This is a genomic window from Amycolatopsis kentuckyensis (assembly GCF_041679295.1).
Taxonomy (GTDB): domain Bacteria; phylum Actinomycetota; class Actinomycetes; order Mycobacteriales; family Pseudonocardiaceae; genus Amycolatopsis; species Amycolatopsis kentuckyensis_A.
Map to the genome: position 1 here is coordinate 159,555 of NZ_JBGDMD010000007.1, position 16,659 is coordinate 176,213.

22 protein-coding genes are annotated in these 16,659 nt (G+C 73.2%); 15 read left to right on the forward strand and 7 right to left on the reverse strand.

Annotated elements, in window-relative coordinates; all coding sequences use genetic code 11:
- Positions 1-2 precede the first annotated feature (2 nt).
- Complete coding sequence (locus ACERZO_RS29595) at positions 3-470, reverse strand: SRPBCC family protein (RefSeq protein ID WP_372668055.1); 468 nt, start codon at positions 468-470, stop codon at positions 3-5.
- Positions 467-787: an ArsR/SmtB family transcription factor gene (locus ACERZO_RS29600; protein ID WP_372668056.1), complete on the reverse strand. Its 321-nt coding sequence runs from the start codon at positions 785-787 to the stop codon at positions 467-469. The genes ACERZO_RS29595 and ACERZO_RS29600 overlap by 4 nt, the downstream gene beginning before the upstream one ends.
- A 144-nt stretch (positions 788-931) precedes the next feature.
- Between ACERZO_RS29600 and rocD the strand changes: the two genes are divergently transcribed.
- Positions 932-2,164, forward strand: coding sequence for an ornithine--oxo-acid transaminase (gene rocD, locus ACERZO_RS29605; RefSeq protein ID WP_372668057.1), 1,233 nt, complete (start codon positions 932-934; stop codon positions 2,162-2,164).
- 244 nt (positions 2,165-2,408) lie between these two features.
- Positions 2,409-3,758 carry a DUF2252 domain-containing protein gene (locus ACERZO_RS29610; protein ID WP_372668058.1) on the forward strand — a complete coding sequence of 450 codons (1,350 nt, stop codon included), beginning with the start codon at positions 2,409-2,411 and terminating at the stop codon, positions 3,756-3,758.
- On the opposite strand, the gene ACERZO_RS29615 is transcribed toward ACERZO_RS29610, so the two are convergent.
- A complete protein-coding gene (locus ACERZO_RS29615) occupies positions 3,745-4,623 on the reverse strand; it encodes an FAD-dependent oxidoreductase (RefSeq protein WP_372668059.1) in 879 nt (292 codons plus the stop codon). The genes ACERZO_RS29610 and ACERZO_RS29615 overlap by 14 nt on opposite strands.
- A gap of 62 nt (positions 4,624-4,685) precedes the next feature.
- Between ACERZO_RS29615 and ACERZO_RS29620 the strand changes: the two genes are divergently transcribed.
- Entirely contained in the window at positions 4,686-5,243 is a 558-nt protein-coding gene (locus ACERZO_RS29620) for a phosphatase PAP2 family protein (protein WP_444843238.1), read from the forward strand.
- On the opposite strand, the gene zapE is transcribed toward ACERZO_RS29620, so the two are convergent.
- Positions 5,197-6,216 carry a cell division protein ZapE gene (zapE, locus tag ACERZO_RS29625; protein ID WP_372668060.1) on the reverse strand — a complete coding sequence of 340 codons (1,020 nt, stop codon included), beginning with the start codon at positions 6,214-6,216 and terminating at the stop codon, positions 5,197-5,199. The two genes, ACERZO_RS29620 and zapE, sit on opposite strands and share 47 nt — an antisense overlap.
- A 90-nt stretch (positions 6,217-6,306) precedes the next feature.
- On the opposite strand from zapE, the gene ACERZO_RS29630 reads away from it, so the two are divergent.
- The 11 genes from ACERZO_RS29630 to ACERZO_RS29680 all read left to right on the forward strand — a co-directional run bounded on the left by ACERZO_RS29630 (position 6,307) and on the right by ACERZO_RS29680 (position 13,174).
- On the forward strand, positions 6,307-7,044 hold the full coding sequence (locus tag ACERZO_RS29630) for a pyrimidine reductase family protein (RefSeq protein WP_372668061.1): 738 nt from the start codon (positions 6,307-6,309) through the stop codon (positions 7,042-7,044).
- On the forward strand, positions 7,041-7,595 hold the full coding sequence (locus ACERZO_RS29635) for an RNA polymerase sigma factor (RefSeq protein ID WP_372668062.1): 555 nt from the start codon (positions 7,041-7,043) through the stop codon (positions 7,593-7,595). Before ACERZO_RS29630 ends, ACERZO_RS29635 begins: the two co-directional genes overlap by 4 nt.
- The gene (locus tag ACERZO_RS29640) at positions 7,595-8,008 is read left to right on the forward strand and encodes an Asp23/Gls24 family envelope stress response protein (RefSeq protein ID WP_372668063.1); all 414 of its coding nucleotides are present in this window, start codon (positions 7,595-7,597) and stop codon (positions 8,006-8,008) included. The genes ACERZO_RS29635 and ACERZO_RS29640 overlap by 1 nt, the downstream gene beginning before the upstream one ends.
- Before the next feature lie 89 nt (positions 8,009-8,097).
- Complete coding sequence (locus tag ACERZO_RS29645; RefSeq protein ID WP_372668064.1) at positions 8,098-8,535, forward strand: Asp23/Gls24 family envelope stress response protein; 438 nt, start codon at positions 8,098-8,100, stop codon at positions 8,533-8,535.
- Positions 8,532-8,753, forward strand: a complete 222-nt coding sequence (locus tag ACERZO_RS29650) for a hypothetical protein (protein WP_372668065.1) — start codon at positions 8,532-8,534, stop codon at positions 8,751-8,753. The genes ACERZO_RS29645 and ACERZO_RS29650 overlap by 4 nt, the downstream gene beginning before the upstream one ends.
- 39 nt (positions 8,754-8,792) lie before the next feature.
- Positions 8,793-8,969 (forward strand): hypothetical protein, encoded by a 177-nt coding sequence (locus ACERZO_RS29655; protein WP_086674141.1) that lies wholly within the window; start codon positions 8,793-8,795, stop codon positions 8,967-8,969.
- On the forward strand, positions 8,966-9,316 hold the full coding sequence (locus ACERZO_RS29660; RefSeq protein WP_372668066.1) for a hypothetical protein: 351 nt from the start codon (positions 8,966-8,968) through the stop codon (positions 9,314-9,316). Before ACERZO_RS29655 ends, ACERZO_RS29660 begins: the two co-directional genes overlap by 4 nt.
- 2 nt (positions 9,317-9,318) lie before the next feature.
- The gene (locus tag ACERZO_RS29665; RefSeq protein ID WP_372668067.1) at positions 9,319-9,855 is read left to right on the forward strand and encodes a DUF6286 domain-containing protein; all 537 of its coding nucleotides are present in this window, start codon (positions 9,319-9,321) and stop codon (positions 9,853-9,855) included.
- Entirely contained in the window at positions 9,852-10,451 is a 600-nt protein-coding gene (locus ACERZO_RS29670; protein WP_372668068.1) for an alkaline shock response membrane anchor protein AmaP, read from the forward strand. The genes ACERZO_RS29665 and ACERZO_RS29670 overlap by 4 nt, the downstream gene beginning before the upstream one ends.
- A 26-nt stretch (positions 10,452-10,477) precedes the next feature.
- Positions 10,478-11,557, forward strand: coding sequence for an ATP-dependent DNA ligase (locus ACERZO_RS29675; RefSeq protein ID WP_372668069.1), 1,080 nt, complete (start codon positions 10,478-10,480; stop codon positions 11,555-11,557).
- A gap of 69 nt (positions 11,558-11,626) precedes the next feature.
- Positions 11,627-13,174, forward strand: coding sequence for an alpha/beta hydrolase (locus tag ACERZO_RS29680; protein WP_372668070.1), 1,548 nt, complete (start codon positions 11,627-11,629; stop codon positions 13,172-13,174).
- 51 nt (positions 13,175-13,225) lie between these two features.
- Here ACERZO_RS29680 and ACERZO_RS29685 read toward each other — a convergent pair whose 3' ends face one another.
- On the reverse strand, positions 13,226-13,468 hold the full coding sequence (locus ACERZO_RS29685; RefSeq protein ID WP_372668071.1) for a DUF2630 family protein: 243 nt from the start codon (positions 13,466-13,468) through the stop codon (positions 13,226-13,228).
- 84 nt (positions 13,469-13,552) lie between these two features.
- Here ACERZO_RS29685 and trxA point away from each other — a divergent pair, with 84 nt between their 5' ends.
- Complete coding sequence (gene trxA, locus ACERZO_RS29690) at positions 13,553-13,924, forward strand: thioredoxin (RefSeq protein WP_364446342.1); 372 nt, start codon at positions 13,553-13,555, stop codon at positions 13,922-13,924.
- Positions 13,925-13,973: 49 nt separating this feature from the next.
- Here the strand turns inward: trxA and ACERZO_RS29695 are convergent, their stop codons facing one another.
- Positions 13,974-14,903 carry a proline dehydrogenase family protein gene (locus ACERZO_RS29695; RefSeq protein WP_372668072.1) on the reverse strand — a complete coding sequence of 310 codons (930 nt, stop codon included), beginning with the start codon at positions 14,901-14,903 and terminating at the stop codon, positions 13,974-13,976.
- 14 nt (positions 14,904-14,917) lie between these two features.
- Entirely contained in the window at positions 14,918-16,546 is a 1,629-nt protein-coding gene (gene pruA / locus ACERZO_RS29700; RefSeq protein ID WP_372668074.1) for an L-glutamate gamma-semialdehyde dehydrogenase, read from the reverse strand.
- Between the last annotated feature and the right edge of the window lie 113 nt (positions 16,547-16,659).

Consider the following 16,659-nt stretch of genomic DNA (forward strand, 5'->3'; position numbering starts at 1 on the left):
GCTCAGGTCGCAGCTTTCTCGGCGAACAGGGCCAGCCCCCGGTCGTGCCCGCCCTCGCTGGAGACGCCACGGCGGATCTTCGCCGCGTCCGCGCCGTGCCGCTCGAAAGCCCGGTGCTCCAGCTCGACACGCGTGCTGCGCGGCCCCTCCTCGACGAACCTGACCTCGATTTCGCTGGCGTGCGCCGGGTCCGGGTCGGGCTTCCAGTCGCCGTCGATCCGCCAGGACAGCACCACCCGGGCCGGCGGCTCCCAGACGAGCACCTCGCCCCAGTCGCACTCGGCGCCGTCGACGGTCTTCTCGTACCAGCGGCCACCGGCCTTCGGTTCCAGGACGGCCTCGGCGAGGTCGGCTTCCCCGAGGTGGTGCTCGCGCGGCCACCAGCTGTCGAAGGCCTCGGTGTAGGTCTTGAACGCGTGCTCGCGCGAGCACGCGACGACGACGCTCTTGCGGAACGGCTCCACGGTCATGGCTGCTCCTCTTCGGTGGATTCCGCCAGTTCGGCGAAGGACTTCAGCGCGTCCGACCACATCCCGTCGAGATAGGCGCGCAGGGCGGCGAGGCCGGCCGGTTCCAGCCGGTAGAGCCGCTTGGTGCCGGCGGCCCGGTCGGTGACCAGGCCGGCCTCCTTGAGCACCTTCAGGTGCTGGGAGACGGCCGGGCGGCTGATCGGCAGGTCCGCGGCCAGCTCGCCGACCGCGCGCGGCCCGTCGCGCAGCGCCTCGAAGATCGCGCGGCGCGAAGGGTCGGCGAGGGCGGCCAGCTGGTCGCTTCCGTAAGTCGCCACGAACGGTAAGTTACTGCTTACCAAACCGGTCGTCAATCGCCGAGCAATGTTTCGCGGGTGTTGCGTGCGGATTGCGCAACGAACGACGGGTGAAAGCAATGATTCCCGGCTGAACTCTGCGTCTTCTGCCTTTAACCTGAACGCATGACGACGTTCGCCGGCCGGGAGACCGCCGCCCCCACCGCCGCGAGCTTCATCGAGCTCGACGAGCGGTGGAGCACGCACAACTACCACCCCCTGCCCGTCGTGATCGCCGAGGCTTCCGGTGCTTCGGTGACCGACGTCGAAGGCCGCTCCTACCTGGACTTCCTGTCCGGCTACTCGGCCCTGAACTTCGGCCACCGCCACCCGGACCTGATCGCCGCCGCCGTGGACCAGCTCGGCCGCGTCACGCTGACGTCGCGGGCGTTCCACCACGACCAGCTGGGCCTGTTCTGCCGCGAGCTGGCCGAGCTGACCGGCACCGAGCTGGTGCTGCCGATGAACTCCGGCGCCGAGGCCGTCGAGTCGGCGGTCAAGATCGCCCGGAAGTGGGCGCACCGGGTCAAGGGCGTGCCGGACGGCACCGCCGAGATCATCGTCGCCGGCTCCAACTTCCACGGCCGGACGACCACGATCGTGTCGTTCTCGACCGACGAGACCGCGCGCGCCGACTTCGGCCCGTTCACGCCCGGCTTCGTCACGGTGAAGTACGGCGACGCGGCCGCGCTGCGCGACGCGATCACCCCGCGCACCGCCGCGGTGCTGCTGGAGCCGGTGCAGGGCGAGGCCGGCGTGATCGTGCCGCCGGAGGGCTACTTCGCCGACGTCCGCGCGGCGTGCGACGAACACGGCGTGCTGCTGATCGCCGACGAGATCCAGTCCGGGCTGGCCCGCACGGGCACGGTGCTGGCGCTGGACCACGAAGGCGTCCGCGCCGACGTGTACACGCTGGGCAAGGCCCTCGGCGGCGGCATCATGCCGGTGTCCGCGGTGGTCGGCCGCCGCGACGTGCTGGGCGTGCTGAAGCCGGGCGAGCACGGCTCGACGTTCGGCGGCAACCCCCTGGCCTGCGCGATCGGCCGCGCGGTGGTCAAGCTGCTGGCGACGGGCGAGTTCCAGCAGCGCTCGACGGAGCTGGGCGCGCACCTGCACGGCCGGCTGAACTCGCTGATCGGCACCGGGCTGTCGGAGGTCCGGGGCCGCGGCCTGTGGGCGGGCATCGACATCGCCCCGGGCGGTCCGTCGGGCCGCGAGGCGTCGGAGGCCCTGGCCGGCCGCGGCGTGCTGTGCAAGGAGACGCACGAGCGCACGCTGCGCGTGGCGCCGCCGCTGGTGATCACGTGCGAAGAGCTGGACCGCGGCATCGACGCGATCGCCGAGGTCATCCGCCCCTGAGACGTCCGGATGCCGCCGGGTGAGCCTCCCGCCCCGGCGGCATCCGGAGCACAACGCGCCGAACCGGCCGGCCGCGCACCCGCCGTTGATCGGGCGCGGCGGAAGGTCCGCCCTCGCCGCCGTGGTGCGGCAGCCCGCGCCGCATCGGCCGAACGCCCGCCCCATCCACCCTGCCCGCGCAGCCCGGCCGGGTGACCACCCCCGCACCGGGAGCAGAACGTCCCCTTCGGACGTTGTGCCCGGTATGGGATTCGGGGAGCGCCCGCTGGTGGGCACGAACAGCGTCACACCGGGCGAGCTGTACGAGCAGGGGAAACGGCTGCGGGAGAAGGTCCCGGCCACCGCGCACGACCACGAGGCCGCCGGCGCGGGCCGGCCGGACGCGAAGCAGTACTTCGAGGCCAGCAACGCCGGGCGGCTTCCCGAACTGGCCGAACTCCGCCGGGAGCGCATGCTCGCGTCCCCGTTCACCTTCTTCCGCGGCGCCGCCGGGCTGATGGGCGCCGATCTCGCCGGCACGCCCGATTCCGGGCTCACCGCCCAGCTCTGCGGCGACGCCCACGCCGCCAACTTCGGGCTCTACGGCACGCCCGAAGGCAAGATCGTGATGGACATCAACGACTTCGACGAGACCGTCCCGGGCCCGTGGGAGTGGGACCTCAAGCGGCTCGCCGCCAGCCTCGTGCTCGCCGGGCGCGAGGGCGGCATCGGCGAGTCCGGGTGCCGCGAGGCCGCCGAAGACGCCGTGAAGTCCTACCGCCGCACCATCCGCGCGCTGGCCGACCTGCCGTTCCTGCGCAGCTGGAACGCGCTGCCGGACTCGTCGGTGCTGTCCAAGGCCCGGGCCGACGAGCTGATCGACGACTTCGCCGACGCCGCCGAGAAGGCCCGCAAGAACGACAGCGCGAAGATCTCCGCGAAGTGGACCGAGCGCGTCGACGACCACGAGACCGGCCTGGCGCGCCACCGGTTCGTCGAGGACCCGCCGGTCCTCACGCACGTCGACGACCGGACCGCCGAAGCCGTCGCCGCCGGACTGGTGTCCTATGTGGACACCCTGCGCGAGTCGCGGCGGACGCTGATCGAGCGGTACCGGATCGCCGACGTCGCCTTCCGCGTGGTGGGCACCGGCAGCGTCGGGCTGCGCAGCTACGTCGCCCTGCTGCACGGCAACGACGACGAAGACCTCGTCCTGCAGGTGAAGCAGGCGGCGAAGCCCGCACTGGCGCCGTACCTCGACCTGCCCGAAGCGGACCACGAAGGCCGCCGGATCGTCGACGGCGCCCGCCTGGTGCAGGCCGAGACCGACATCCTGCTCGGCTGGACGACGATCGACGGAGTGCCGTACATCGTCCGCCAGTTCCGCAACCTCAAGGGCGACATCGACCCGGCGGAGCTGGAGAAGGACCACCTCGACGACTACGGCCGGCTGGCAGGCGCCCTGCTGGCCCGCGCGCACACGCGGTCACTGCACCCGAAGCTGCTGGCGGGCTACTTCGCCGACGACTCCGAATTGGACGAAGCGATGGGCGCGTACGCGGTGCGGTACGCCGACCGCACCGAGGCCGACCACGCCGCTTTCAGCCGGCGCTGAACAACTCCAGGATGTCGGCCGCACAACCCCACGCCAGGGTGATCCCCGAGCCGCCGTGGCCGTAGCAGTGGACGACGTCGCCCGCCCGTTCCAGCCGCACCACCGGCCGGAACGGGCGCAGCCCCACCGCCGACCGCAGCACCTCCGCGCCCGCCAACGCCGGGACCAGCTCGCGGCACCGCCGCACGATGTCCGCCGTCACGCCCGGGTTCGGGATCGTGTCGCCGCGGCCCGGCTCCTCCGTTCCGCCGCACACCACGTGCGTGCCGTGCGGGATGGCGTACGTCACGCCCGGGCCCGTTTCGTCCACCACGAACTCGCGCAGGCCCGGGTCGGCCAGGTGCACGACCTGCCCGCCGATCGGGACCATCGAGCCGTCGCCCGCCAGCGGACCCGCGCCCAGGCCCGCCGCGTTCACCACCGTTCCCAGGCAGGACAGCGACGTCAGCGACCGGTATTCGACGCGCACGCCCAGCGAAACCACCTGGGCCAGCAGCCACTCCAGGTACACCGGCGTGTCGACCAGCGCCGTCGTGAACACCAGCTGGTCGCCGTCGCGGACCGGGTCGATCATCGCGCGCAGCCACTGCGGCTCCGGCTCGCCCGAGGCCAGCAGGACCCGGCCGCGGCGGAACCGCACCCCCGGCGCCTCCTGCGCCCGCAGCACGTCCAGGGTTTCCGCCGTCCAGCGCGCGATCCGCTTGTCCGGGCGGCGCACCGGCGGGTACAGCACCCCGCCCGCCACCGCCGACGTCGACTCCCCCGGGCCGGCCGCCGCGACGACCGTCACGTCGTGGCCCGCACCGGCCAGCCGGTACGCGCAGCTCAGGCCGACGATCCCGGCCCCCGCCACCGTGATGTGCATGCCCGCATCGTGGCAGACGGCCGCCCCACGCCGCCGCGGCTACCCTCGCGCGGGTGAGGACGATGTGGGTGCCGGCCGCGGTCTGCGGGCCGCTCGCGCTGCTGCTGGGACTGCCGTTCGCCGGCGGGACGACCCCGGGCGCGGCCGACGCCGTGGTCGCCGGCTGGACGGCGCACCTGAGCCCGGGCGTGCTGCGCGCGCTGGTCTTCCCGACCGAGCCGTACGTCGTGTTCGCGCTCGGCGTCCTCGGCGTCGTCCTGTGCCTGCGCGCGGGCCGGAAGCTGGAGGCCGGGCTCGCGCTCGCGGCGCCGCTGCTGGCGATCCTGCTGACCGCCGTCCTGCTCAAACCCCTGTACGACCGGTGGAAGAACGACACCCTGGTCTACCCGAGCGGCCACACCGTGAGCCTGGTCGCGGTGCTGACCGTGCTCGTGCTCGTCACGCGCAAGGTGATCGTGGTGGTGCTGAGCGCGCTGGCGCTGCTCTGCGCCACGGCCGGGCTGGTCGGCCTCGGCTACCACTACCTCACCGACGTCGCCGGCGGGACGCTGTTCGCCGTCGCCGTCGTGCTGCTCACGTGGCCGGCGCCGCGTCCCGCGCCAGCGCCGTCAGCCGGCTGACCGCGCGCAGGTACTTCTTGCGGTAACCGCCGTTCACCATCTCCTCGGTGAACAGCGCCGGCAGCGGCTCGCCCGAGACGACCACCGGGATGGCCCGGTCGTAGAGCCGGTCGGCGAACGCGACCAGCCGCAGCGCGACGTTCTGGTCCGGCGCCGGGTGGATGTCGCGCAGGTGCACCCGCGTGACGCCGTCCAGCAGCCGCCCGTAGCGGGAGGGGTGCAGCGAAGCCAGGTGCTCGACCACCGCGTCGAAGTCGTCCACAGTGGACCCTTCGTGCGCCGCGACGGACTCTTCCAGGACGTCCGGCGAAACCGGCGGCGGCGCGTCCGGCAGGCCGCGGTGGCGGTAGTCCGGGCCGTCGACGCGCACGACACCGAACCGGGCCGAGAGCGTCTGGATCTCGCGCAGGAAGTCCTCGGCGGCGAACCGGCCTTCGCCGAGCTTCTCCGGGAGCGTGTTGGACGTCGCCGCGACGTACACGCCCGCGTCCATCAGCTCCTGCAGCAGCCGCGTGACCAGCGTGGTGTCGCCCGGGTCGTCCAGCTCGAACTCGTCGATGGCCAGGATCCGGTGCTCCGACAGGCGCCGCACGGCCTCGGCGAAGCCCAGCGCGCCGACCAGGTGGGTCAGCTCGACGAACGTCCCGTACGCCTTGGGCGAGGGCGCCGCGTGCCACGTCGAGGCGAGCAGGTGCGTCTTGCCGACGCCGAACCCGCCGTCGAGGTAGAGCCCCATCGGGCCGGCCGGCTCCGACGACCCGCCGAAGAGCTTGAAGCGCTTCTTCTCCTTGCGCGCGCCCACTTTGGCGGCGAACGCCGAGCACGCCTCCACCGCGGCCGCCTGGCTGGGCTCGTCGGGGTTGGGGAGGTAGGTCTCGAACCGGACCGCGTCGAAGCGCGGCGGCGGCACCAGCGCACCGATCAGCTCGTCGGAGGACAGCTCGGGTCGGCGGTCGGTGAGGTGCGCGGGCATGGTCGCAGAGCCTAACGGCGTCGCTGACCCCGTCGGGTGGCGATGTCCCCCGGTCGAGACGCACTTCACGCCCGTGCTGGGATTGTCGGCGTGCGGAGCGTGTGGCCTTCTTCGACGGACGAGCTGACCGGGGTCGACCTGGAAGCGATCTACGCCTACCCGGCGGACCTCGACCGCCCGTGGGTGCAGGTCAACTTCGTCGCGTCCGCCGACGGCGCCGTCGAGGTCGACACGACCTCCGCCGGCCTTTCGCACGCCGCCGACCGCAAGGTCTTCCTGCTCGGGCGTGACCTCGCCGATGTGATCCTGGTCGGCGCCGGCACCGCCCGCGCCGAGGACTACCGCGGGGTCGTCGCGGGCCCGAAGCGCCTCGAACGCCGGCGCCGGCTCGGCTTCGAGACCGTCCCGCCGATCGCCGTCGTCACGCGCACCGCGGACCTCGACCCCGCGTCCCGGTTGTTCACCGAGACCGTCGTACCCCCGATCGTGGTGACCACGGAGTCCGCCAAAACCTGGCCGCTGGAGGCCGCCGGAGCGGAGATCCTGCGCGCCGGGGACACCGACGTCGACGTCCGGCGCGCGCTCGAGCTGCTCGCCGCGCGCGGGTTGCGCCGCGTCGCGTGCGAGGGCGGGCCGCGGCTGTTCGGGCAGCTGGTCGAAGCCGATCTGGTGGACCAGCTGTGCCTCACGGTCGCGCCGCTGCTCGTCGCCGGGAGCGCGGCGCGGATCGCGGCGGGGCCGGTCGCCGTGCCGCGCCGGCTCGCGCTGGCGTCGATCCTGGTCGAGGACGGCTTCACGCTCCTGCGCTACCGCCGGGACGCCGGGTGAGCGACGACGGCGACCTGGTCGCCAAGGCCGCGGCCGGCGACGACGCCGCGTTCGGCGCGCTCGTGCGCCGGCACACGCCCCGGATGTACCGCGTCGCGCTGCGGATCACCGGCAGCGCGGGCGAGGCCGAGGACGTCGTGCAGGACTCGTGGCTGGCCGCGTGGCGCGCCCTGCCCGCCTTCCGGCACGAATCCGCGGTCTCGACGTGGCTCTACCGCGTGGTCACCAACAGCGCGCTCGCGCTGCTGCGCCGCCGCCGGCCCACGGTCTCGCTCGACGAGCCCACCGACCGGTCCACTGTGGACACGGCGTTGCTCGCCGCCGCGGTGCCGGGCCCCGAAGGCCGGGTCGTGCGGGCCGAGGAGGTCGACGCCGTGCTGCGCGCGATCGGCCGGCTGGAGGTCTCGCAGCGGGTGCCGCTGGTGCTGCGCGAACTGGAGGGGCTCAGCTACGAAGAGGTCGCCGAAGTGCTCGACGTGAACGTCGGAGCCTTGCGTTCCCGCCTGCACCGGGCCAGGGTGGCGCTGCTCGCCGAGTTGAGGGAGCGGTGATGGCCGAGTTGTCCGACCCCGAGCGGGATCCCCGCTGGGACGCCGTGCGCGCGGCGGCCCGGCGCCGGGTGCCGACCCCGCCCGGGCTGGTCGAACGGGTGCTGCGGGCGGTCGCGCGCGGCCGCCGGACCGCCCTCGAGGTGCCCGGCGACGACGGCGACCTGCGGGTCGCGGAAACCGTCGTCACCCGGCTGGCCACGGCGATCGCCGGCGAGCGGGCGCCGGCCGGGGTGCGGGTTTCGGCCGTCGCGGTCGAGGACGACGCCGTGCAGGTGCTCGTGTCGGTCCGGTTCGGCGTCGCCGCCGACGAGGCCGCCGAGGCGCTGCGGCGGGAGGTCACCGCGGAGCTGGCGCGCCAGCTCGGGAGCGAGGCGACGGTGAACGTGCACGTCGTGGACGTCCACCGCGACTGACGTTCCCCCGATCGGGTGAGTCTGCGTGAGGTTTGCGCCCGCGCGGGCATCGTACGGGCGAGAGACCGCCGCGAGAGGAGCCCGCACGCATGCACCCGGAACGGACCGAAAGCCCCGGCACGGTGACCCCGCTCAACGAGGAGGGCACCGCCGGCCGCACCACGATCTCCTCGCTGGTCGTGCAGAAGGTCGCCGGCCTGGCCACCCGCGAGGTCGCCGGGGTGCACGCCCTGGGCGGCGGCGGGGTGTCGCGCGCGATCGGCGCGCTGCGCGAACGCATCCCCGGCTCCGGCACGGTGAGCACCACCGGCGTGGCCGTGGAGGTCGGCGAGAAGCAGACGGCGATCGACCTCGACGTGATCGTCGAGTACGGCGCGCGCATCGTCGACGTCGCCCGCGCGGTGCGGCGCAACGTGATCACCGCGGTCGAGCAGATCACCGGCCTCGAGGTGATCGAGGTGAACATCGCCGTCAACGACATCCACCTGCCCGGCGAGGAAGAAGCCGAATCGACGCGGGTGGAATGACCGGGCGCGACCGGGCGGCCTTCCGGGAGTTCGTGCGCACCCACCACCCCGACGTCGGCGGTGACCCGGCGGTGTTCGCCGCAGGACTGGCCCGGTTCCGCGCCGGGGAGTCCGAAGTGGACACCCGCTACGACGCCCCGGTGAGCTTCACCGCCCGCCGGCGCGGGATCGCCGCACTGCTCGCCCGCTTCCGCCGCCGGCCACCGCGGGTGCGGTGACCACGCTTTCCGCCACGATGGACCGTCCAAGGAGGACATGTGAACGCAACGCAGACCGGGCTCCTGGCCGGGCTGATCCTCGGCCTCGCCGCGTCCCAGGGGTTCACCGCGTTCCTGGTGACCCTGGCCGTCGGGATCATCGGCCTGGTCGCCGGCCGGGTCCTCGACGGCGAGCTCGACCTCGGCGAGCTCTTCGGCAAGGGCCGCGACAAGTGAGCCGCGTCCTGGACGTGCCGCGCGAGCTCGCCGAGCCCGCCGAGCGCGGCACGCTCACCGTCGGGCACGCCGTGGTGCGCAAAGTCGCCCAGCACGCCGCCGACCAGGTCCCCGGCACCGCGAGCGACGGCAAGAAGGGCGCCAAGGCGAAGGTCGGCGGGCTCGACAACGACGTCGACTTGGCGCTGGACCTGGCTTTGCAGTACCCGGCGCCGGTGCGGACCGTCGTCGGCGTCGTGCGCGAGAAGGTCACCGAAGAGGTCGAGCTGCTCACCGGCTACCACGTGCGGACCCTCGCCGTGACGGTGTCGGCGCTGCGGCCCGCGGTGGCGCCGAGGGTGCGGTAGCCGTGCGCGTGTTCGTCCGCCTCCTTTCGACGCTGCTCGGGCTGGCCTTCGCCGCCGCCGGGGCGTTGCTCGCCCTGGAAGTCGGCTGGCACTGGTGGCGTCCGGCTTCGGACCCGCTGCTGGTGCCGTGGCCGCGTTGGCAGGCGCAGCTCGCTTCGCTGGGCTGGGACGCCTACGCGGTGCGCGTCGGCGCCGGTGTGCTCGCCGCGGCGGGACTGGTCCTGCTGCTCTGCGCACTGGCCGCCGGAAACCGCGCGGTCCGGCTCACCGACCCGGCCGACGAGGTGAGCGTCTCGACGTCGCCGCGTTCGCTGGCCCGGCTGGTCGGGCTCACCGTGCGCGCGCAGGACAACGTCGCCGGCGCGACGGTCACCGCGAGCGCCCGCCGCGTCCGGGTCCGCGCGAAGAGCACTCTCGAAAGCGAAAGCGAGCTGCGGCCGCGGCTGCTCGAGACCGTGACCGCGCTGCTCGACGACGTCCCCCTCGCGCGACGGCCGAAGGTGACCGTGGTCGTCGACTCCCCGAAGGATCGCCGATGAGCAAATCGATTGCCGCGAAGGCGCTTTCCCGGTCGTACGCGGGCGAACGCACCGGCGTGTTCCTCGTCGGGCTTTTGGCCCTGCTCGGCGGGGCGCTGGCCCTGGTGGTCGGCTTCGGCGTGCTCGGCGAGTTCCGCGGGCGCCGGCCGCTGCTCGACCCGATGGCGCTCGACTGGCTCGGCGGGCACGCCACGCCCGCCCGGATCGCCGCGATCGTGCTCGGGCTGCTCCTGGTGGTGCTCGGCCTGCGCGGCACGGTGCGGTCGCTGCGGCCGGAACCGCGGCCCGACCTGGACCTCGACACCACCGAGGGCGCCGAGCTGGTGGTCACCGCCGCCGCGATCTCCGGCGCGGTCCAGGCCGACGCCGAACAGCTCGACGGCGTGAGCCGCGCCCGGGTCCGCGCCGTGGGCTCCCGGACGTCTCCCGCGTTGCGGATCACGCTGTGGCTGCACGAGGGCACCGACCTCAAGAGCGTCTGGGAAGACCTGGACGGCCGCGTGCTGACCAGGGCCCGGGAGTCGCTCGGCCTCGACGTCCTGCCGACGGCCGTCCGCCTGGAACTCGACACGAGCACGGCGAAACGCGTGCGCTGAACGGCGTCTTTCCGCAGAATGCCCGCATGCCCCTACCGCTGCAGCCGCCGCTGAAGCCGATGCTCGCCAAGCCCGCGAAGGCCATCCCGGACTCCGGGGGCCTGCTGTTCGAACCGAAGTGGGACGGCTTCCGCTGCATCGTCTTCAAGGACGGCGACGAGCTGTACCTGCAGTCCCGCGCGGAAAAGCCGCTCAACCGGTACTTCCCGGAGGCCGTCGCGCGGCTGCTGGAGACGCTGCCGCCGCGGGTCGTGCTGGACGGCGAGCTCGTCGTCGCGCGCGGCGGGCGGCTCGACTTCGACGCCCTGACCGAGCGCATCCACCCCGCCGAAAGCCGGATCACCCTGCTGGCGGCCGAGCAGCCGGCCGAGTTCGTCGCCTTCGACGTCCTCGCCCTCGACGACGAGTCCCTGCTCGACGAGCCGACGTCGGCGCGGCGCGACCGGCTCGTCGAGCTGGCCGGCGACGCCTTCCCGCTGACGCCGGCGACCACCGACCCGGACACCGCGCGGCACTGGTTCGAGCTCTTCGAGGGCGCGGGCCTCGACGGCGTCATCGGCAAGCCCCTCGACGAGCCGTACACGCCCGGCAAGCGCGTGATGGTCAAGTACAAGCACCTGCGCACCGCGGACTGCGTCCTCGCCGGACTGCGCTGGCACGTCGACGGCGGCCCCGGCGACCTGGTCGGGAGTTTTCTGCTGGGCCTGTTCGACGACGCCGGTGTGCTGCACCACGTCGGCACGGTCGGGTCGTTCCCGAAGGACCGCCGTCGCGAACTCGCCGAGGAACTGGCGCCCCTGGTCACCGACGGCGAAGACCACCCGTGGGGCGGCCGCGCGACCGGCGAGGCCCAGCGGATCCCCGGCGGGGTCACGCGCTGGCGCGCCACCGAACACGAATGGGTGCCGCTGCGGCCCGAGCGGGTCGTCGAAGTGGCCTACGAGAACACCGAAGGCGGGATGCCGTCGCGCTTCCGGCACAACGCGCGGTTCAAGCGCTGGCGGCCCGACCGCGAACCCGCGTCGTGCGACTACAGCCAGCTCGAGGAGCCCGCGCGCTACGACCTCGACGCCGTGTTCCGCGGCCAGGTCGTGCGGACCCGCTAACCCGCGTCCCACACCGGCCGTGCGAAGCTCGGCACCACCCTGCCTGTGATCTACGTGAGGACCTCGCCCGTGCGCCGCCGCCGTACCCGTCTCCTGGTCGCGCTGCTCGCCCTGGCCTCCGCCGCGGGCTGCGCCGCGGGGCCGTCGGTCCGCCCGGCGCTGGTCGAGAACGACGGCAAGACGACCACGGCGGCGCCCACCGGCACCCCGCCGGTGCCGCTGCCCCCGCTGGCCGAGCCGCAGTCGCCGTCGCTGCGGTGGGCCGACTGCGACGACGACACCCGGCAGCGGATCGGCACCCCGCCGGTGCCCGACAACCTGCACTTCACCTGCGCCCGGGTCACCACGCCGCTCGACGCGCCCGGCGAGGCCCGGCGGTCGGTGGTGCGGCTGCTGGCGCTGAAGGTCGGCACCGGGCCGATCCCGCTGGTCGTGGTCAACGACGTCGACGGCGACCCGGGCACGGTGTACGCCGCGCGGCTGGCCGCGACGCTGCCGCCGGCGTTCCTGGCGAAGTTCTCGCTGATCGGCCTGGACCGCCGCGGCACCGGGCTCTCGGCCCCCGTCCAGTGCGTGCCGCCGGACATCCGGCACGACCTGATCGACGCCGACCCGGGCCAGGGCGACCTGCAGGACGTCCTGGACGCGGCGCGCAAGGCCGGTCAGCAGTGCGCGATCGAGCTGGACGACTCCCAGACCGCGCTGGACAGCTGGCGCGGCGCGGGCGACCTGGAGGAGCTGCGCAAGGCGCTGGGCTCGGACCGGCTCAACGCGCTCGGCCGCGGCGACGGCTCGAAGCTGCTGTCCGAGTACGCGGTGCGCTTCCCGGGCCAGGTCGGCCGGATGGTGCTCGACGGCGTCCCCGACCCGGGCCCGGACACGGCGGCGGTGCTCGACGCGGTCGCCGCCGGCGCCCAGACGACGTTGGACGCGTTCGCCGCGGACTGCGCGGCCCGCAAGTGCGCCCTCGGCGATCCGAAGGCGGCCCTGACGGCGCTCACCCAGCAGCTGCGGGCCGCGCCCCCGATGACCGAGGACGCCGTCGCGTTCGGGCCGGGAGTGGCGATGTACGCGGTCTATGCGGGGCTTTCGCAGCGCTCGCGCTGGCCGGAGCTGGCCGACGCGATCACGGCGGCGCGCGGCGGCAACATCACCCCGCTGGCGGCGTTCGCGGCGCCGGTGCTGCACGACACGCGCGCGCAGCCCTCCCGCCTCGACGCGACGATCGCGACCCGCTGCAACGACAGCCAGACGCGGCTCTCGGCCGACCAGCTCGACCAGGTCGCGGCCGGGATGCGGACGAAGTACCCCCAGTTCGGCACGGTCGTCGCGCAGCAGCTGGCGTGGTGCGGGCCGTGGCCGGTCCGCACCGAGCCGCTGCCCCCGGCGGGCGCGACGGGAGCCCCGCCGATCCTGGTGACGGCCACGGCGGCCGACCCGCTGACCCCGCAGGTGGGCAGCACCCGGGCAGCCGACCAGATGCCGACGGCGGTGACGCTCACGTGGCAGGGCGCGGGCCACGGCGCGGTGGGCACGTCCCCGTGCGTCACGGAGGCGGCGCGGGCGTTCCTGGTGGACGGCAAGGTCCCGGTGGACGGCACCCTCTGCCCCGCCTGACCCCTCGTGAGTGGGAAACAGTGTTCCAACCCTGTTTCCCACTCACGAGCGTCACTGGCGGTAGGACTCCACCTCGGAGACCGGGCGGGCCTGCGCGTCGTCCGGGTTCTCGTGGAACTCCGACTTCGCGCGGCGCTGGCGGAGCAGGTCCCAGCACTGGTCGAGCTGCTGCTCGACCGCGGTGAGGCGGTCCTTGTCGCCGCCGCTCAGCCCCACGCCGACCGAGCGCGACCGGAGTTCGTGCTCCTCCGCGATCAGCTCGTCGATCCGGCCCAGGATTTCGCCGTCGGCCATGTGTCCTCCTCTTCACGGGTGCTCGGGTGCAGACGCTACCCCGGACCCGGGAATTCCCGCCGGGCCCACGTCGTTGACCAGGGCATGAGCACCGTTGAGCTGACCGCCGAGAACTTCGACCAGACGGTTAACGACCACGAGTTCGTCCTGATCGACTTCTGGGCGAGCTGGTGCGGGCCGTGCCGCCAGTTCGCGCCGGTCTACGAGAAGGCGTCCGAGAAGCACGACGACATCGTGTTCGCGAGCGTCGACACCGAAGCGCAGCAGCAGCTCGCCGCCGCGTTCGACGTCCGCTCCATCCCGACGCTGGCCATCATCCGCGACAAGACGCTGATCTACGCCCAGCCCGGCGCGCTGCCCGAGCCCGCCCTCGAAGAGCTCATCAAGCAGGCTCGCGAGGTCGACATGGCCGAGGTCAAGCGCAAGGCCGCCGAAGCCGAGGCCGAACAGGCCTGACCACCACCACACGCGAAGGCCGCCCCCTCGGGGGCGGCCTTCGCGTGTCTCAGGAGCGAGTCGCGAGCCCGCGCAGGAAGAACGCCAGGTTCGCCGGCCGCTCGGCCAGCCGCCGCATGAAGTAGCCGTACCACTCGTCGCCGTAGGGGACGTAGACGCGCATGCGCGCGCCCGAGGCCGCGATCCGCGCCTGCTCCTCCGGCCGGATGCCGTAGAGCATCTGGAACTCGTGGTCGTCGTCCTTCCGGCCGTTCTCCTCGGCCAGCGCGGCGGCGATCCCGATCATCCGCGGGTCGTGCGACGCGACCATCGGGTAGCCCTGACCGGCCATCAGGACGCGCAGGCAGCGGACGTAGGACTTGTCCACTTCGGACTTCTCCTGGAACGCCACCGGCTCCGGCTCGGCGTACGCGCCCTTGCACAGCCGCACGCGCGAGCCCGGGCCGGACAGCTCCCGGCAGTCCTGCTCGGTGCGTCGCAGGTACGCCTGCAGCACCGCGCCCACCCACGGGTACTCGCCACGCAGCTCGCGCAGGATGCCGAGCGTCGAGTCCGTGGTGGTGTGGTCCTCCATGTCGAGCGTCACGGTGGCGCCGACCGCCTCGGCCGCCGCGCAGATCTTCCGCGCGTTCTCCAAGGCGACGTCCTCGCCGTTCGACGGCAGGAACTGGCCCACCGCCGACAGCTTCACCGAGACGTCGGCGCCCTCGGCCAGCCCTTCCGCGGCCAGCGCCGACAACACGGCTTCGTAGGCCGCGACGGTCGCCGCCGCCTGCGCGGCGTCGGTCGTGTCCTCGCCGAGGTGGTCGAGGGTGATCCGCCGGCCGTCCGCGGCCAGTTCCCGGGCCACGCGGACGGCGTCGGCGGTCTCGGACCCGGCCACGAACCGGCGCACCACGGACCGCGTGGCGGGCACGGCCTCCACGAGCCGCCGGATGCCCTTCGAGCGGGCGGCGGCGAGCAACGGGGCACGCAACATGACGGTCTCCCCTCTCAGCCCTGGTGCGGGTAGCGCACGGAGGTCGGCGGCACGAACGTCTCCTTGATGGAGCGGGGGCTCGTCCAGCGCTGCAGGTTGAAGATCGAGCCGGCCTTGTCGTTGGTGCCCGAGGCCCGCGCGCCGCCGAACGGCTGCTGGCCGACGACGGCACCGGTCGGCTTGTCGTTGACGTAGAAGTTGCCGGCGGCGAACCGCAGCGCCTCGGCCGCCTTCGCCACGGCCCCGCGGTCGTTGGCGATGATCGCGCCGGTCAGCGCGTACGCCGCCGTCTCATCGACGAGCTTGAGGACGGCGTCGAAGTCGCCGTCCTCGTAGACGTGCACCGAGAGGATCGGGCCGAAGTATTCGGTCGAGAAGATCTCGTGCTTCGGGTTGTCCGAGACGAGGATCGTCGGCTTGACGAAGTACCCGACGCTGTCGTCGGCAGTGCCGCCGGTCAGGACCTCGACCGAGGCGTCGTTCTTCACGCTCTCGAAGAGGTTGGTGTGCTTCGCGAACGCACGAGCGTCGATGACCGCGCCGCCGAAGTGCGACAGGTCGGTGACGTCGCCGTAGGACAGCGCCTCGGTCTCGGAGACCAGGCCGTCCTTCAGCTGGTTCCAGACGCTGCGCGGGATGTAGGCGCGCGAAGCGGCGGAGCACTTCTGGCCCTGGTATTCGAAGGCGCCGCGGACCAGCGCGGTGCGCAGGACGTCGACGTCGGCCGACGGGTGCGCGAGCACGAAGTCCTTGCCGCCGGTCTCGCCGACCAGCCGCGGGTACGAGCGGTAGCCCGCGATGTTCGCGCCGACCGTGGCCCAGAGGTGCTGGAACGTCGCGGTCGAGCCGGTGAAGTGGATGCCGGCCAGGTCGCGGTGGGTCAGGGCGACCTCGGAGACGGCCTTGCCGTCGCCCGGCAGCAGGTTGATGACGCCCGGCGGCATACCGGCCTCTTCGAGCAGCCGCATGGTCAGGTGCGCGGCGAACGACTGCGTCGGCGACGGCTTCCAGAGGACCGTGTTGCCCATCAGCGCGGGCGCGGTCGGCAGGTTGCCGGCGATCGCGGTGAAGTTGAACGGCGTGATCGCGTAGACGAAGCCTTCCAGCGGGCGGTGCTCCATCCGGTTCCACACGCCCGGCGAGCTGACCGGCTGCTCGGCGAGGACGCGGCGGCCGAACTCGACGTTGAAGCGCCAGAAGTCGGCGAGCTCGCAGGCGGAGTCGATCTCGGCCTGGGTCGCGGTCTTGGACTGGCCGAGCATGGTGGCGGCGTTGAGGGTGGCGCGCCACTTGCCGGTGAGCAGGTCGGCGGCGCGCAGCAGGATGGCGGCGCGGTCGTCGTAGGACAGCGCGCGCCACTCGGGCGCGGCCTTCGCGGCGGCCGCGATGGCGTCGGTGGCGTCCTGCCGGGTGGCGCTGTGGATGGTGCCCAGGACGTGCTGGTGGTTGTGCGGCTGGACGACGTCGATCTTCTCGCCGCCGCCGGGACGCTGCTCGCCCCCGACGGTGACCGTGAGGTCGACGGGTTCCGCCTGGCCCAGCCGCTTGAGCGCACCCTCGAGTTCGGCGCGCTCAGCGCTGCCCGGCGCGTACGTGAGCACCGGCTCGTTCTTCGGGGCGGGGGTCTGGGTCACGGCGTCCACGGCGGCTCCTCTGCTTTACGTCCTGATGCCCCGAACGGTAACCCCGGACACGTCGTGGCGGCTTGTCCGAGCGGCTAAAATCGCTCGTATGATCTTGGCCGATCGAATAACCC

Excerpts from the sequence above, each read along its gene's own strand:
- zapE (WP_372668060.1), bottom strand. The coding sequence starts at position 6,216 with ATGCCCGCGCACCTCACCGACCGCCGACCCGAGCTGTCCTCCGACGAG.
- ACERZO_RS29670 (WP_372668068.1), top strand. The coding sequence starts at position 9,852 with ATGAGCAAATCGATTGCCGCGAAGGCGCTTTCCCGGTCGTACGCGGGC.
- ACERZO_RS29595 (WP_372668055.1), bottom strand. The coding sequence starts at position 470 with ATGACCGTGGAGCCGTTCCGCAAGAGCGTCGTCGTCGCGTGCTCGCGC.
- ACERZO_RS29620 (WP_444843238.1), top strand. The coding sequence starts at position 4,686 with ATGTGGGTGCCGGCCGCGGTCTGCGGGCCGCTCGCGCTGCTGCTGGGA.
- trxA (WP_364446342.1), top strand. The coding sequence starts at position 13,553 with ATGAGCACCGTTGAGCTGACCGCCGAGAACTTCGACCAGACGGTTAAC.
- ACERZO_RS29650 (WP_372668065.1), top strand. The coding sequence starts at position 8,532 with ATGACCGGGCGCGACCGGGCGGCCTTCCGGGAGTTCGTGCGCACCCAC.
- ACERZO_RS29645 (WP_372668064.1), top strand. The coding sequence starts at position 8,098 with ATGCACCCGGAACGGACCGAAAGCCCCGGCACGGTGACCCCGCTCAAC.
- ACERZO_RS29615 (WP_372668059.1), bottom strand. The coding sequence starts at position 4,623 with ATGCACATCACGGTGGCGGGGGCCGGGATCGTCGGCCTGAGCTGCGCG.
- ACERZO_RS29610 (WP_372668058.1), top strand. The coding sequence starts at position 2,409 with ATGGGATTCGGGGAGCGCCCGCTGGTGGGCACGAACAGCGTCACACCG.
- rocD (WP_372668057.1), top strand. The coding sequence starts at position 932 with ATGACGACGTTCGCCGGCCGGGAGACCGCCGCCCCCACCGCCGCGAGC.
- ACERZO_RS29685 (WP_372668071.1), bottom strand. The coding sequence starts at position 13,468 with ATGGCCGACGGCGAAATCCTGGGCCGGATCGACGAGCTGATCGCGGAG.
- ACERZO_RS29695 (WP_372668072.1), bottom strand. The coding sequence starts at position 14,903 with ATGTTGCGTGCCCCGTTGCTCGCCGCCGCCCGCTCGAAGGGCATCCGG.
- ACERZO_RS29640 (WP_372668063.1), top strand. The coding sequence starts at position 7,595 with ATGGCCGAGTTGTCCGACCCCGAGCGGGATCCCCGCTGGGACGCCGTG.
- ACERZO_RS29675 (WP_372668069.1), top strand. The coding sequence starts at position 10,478 with ATGCCCCTACCGCTGCAGCCGCCGCTGAAGCCGATGCTCGCCAAGCCC.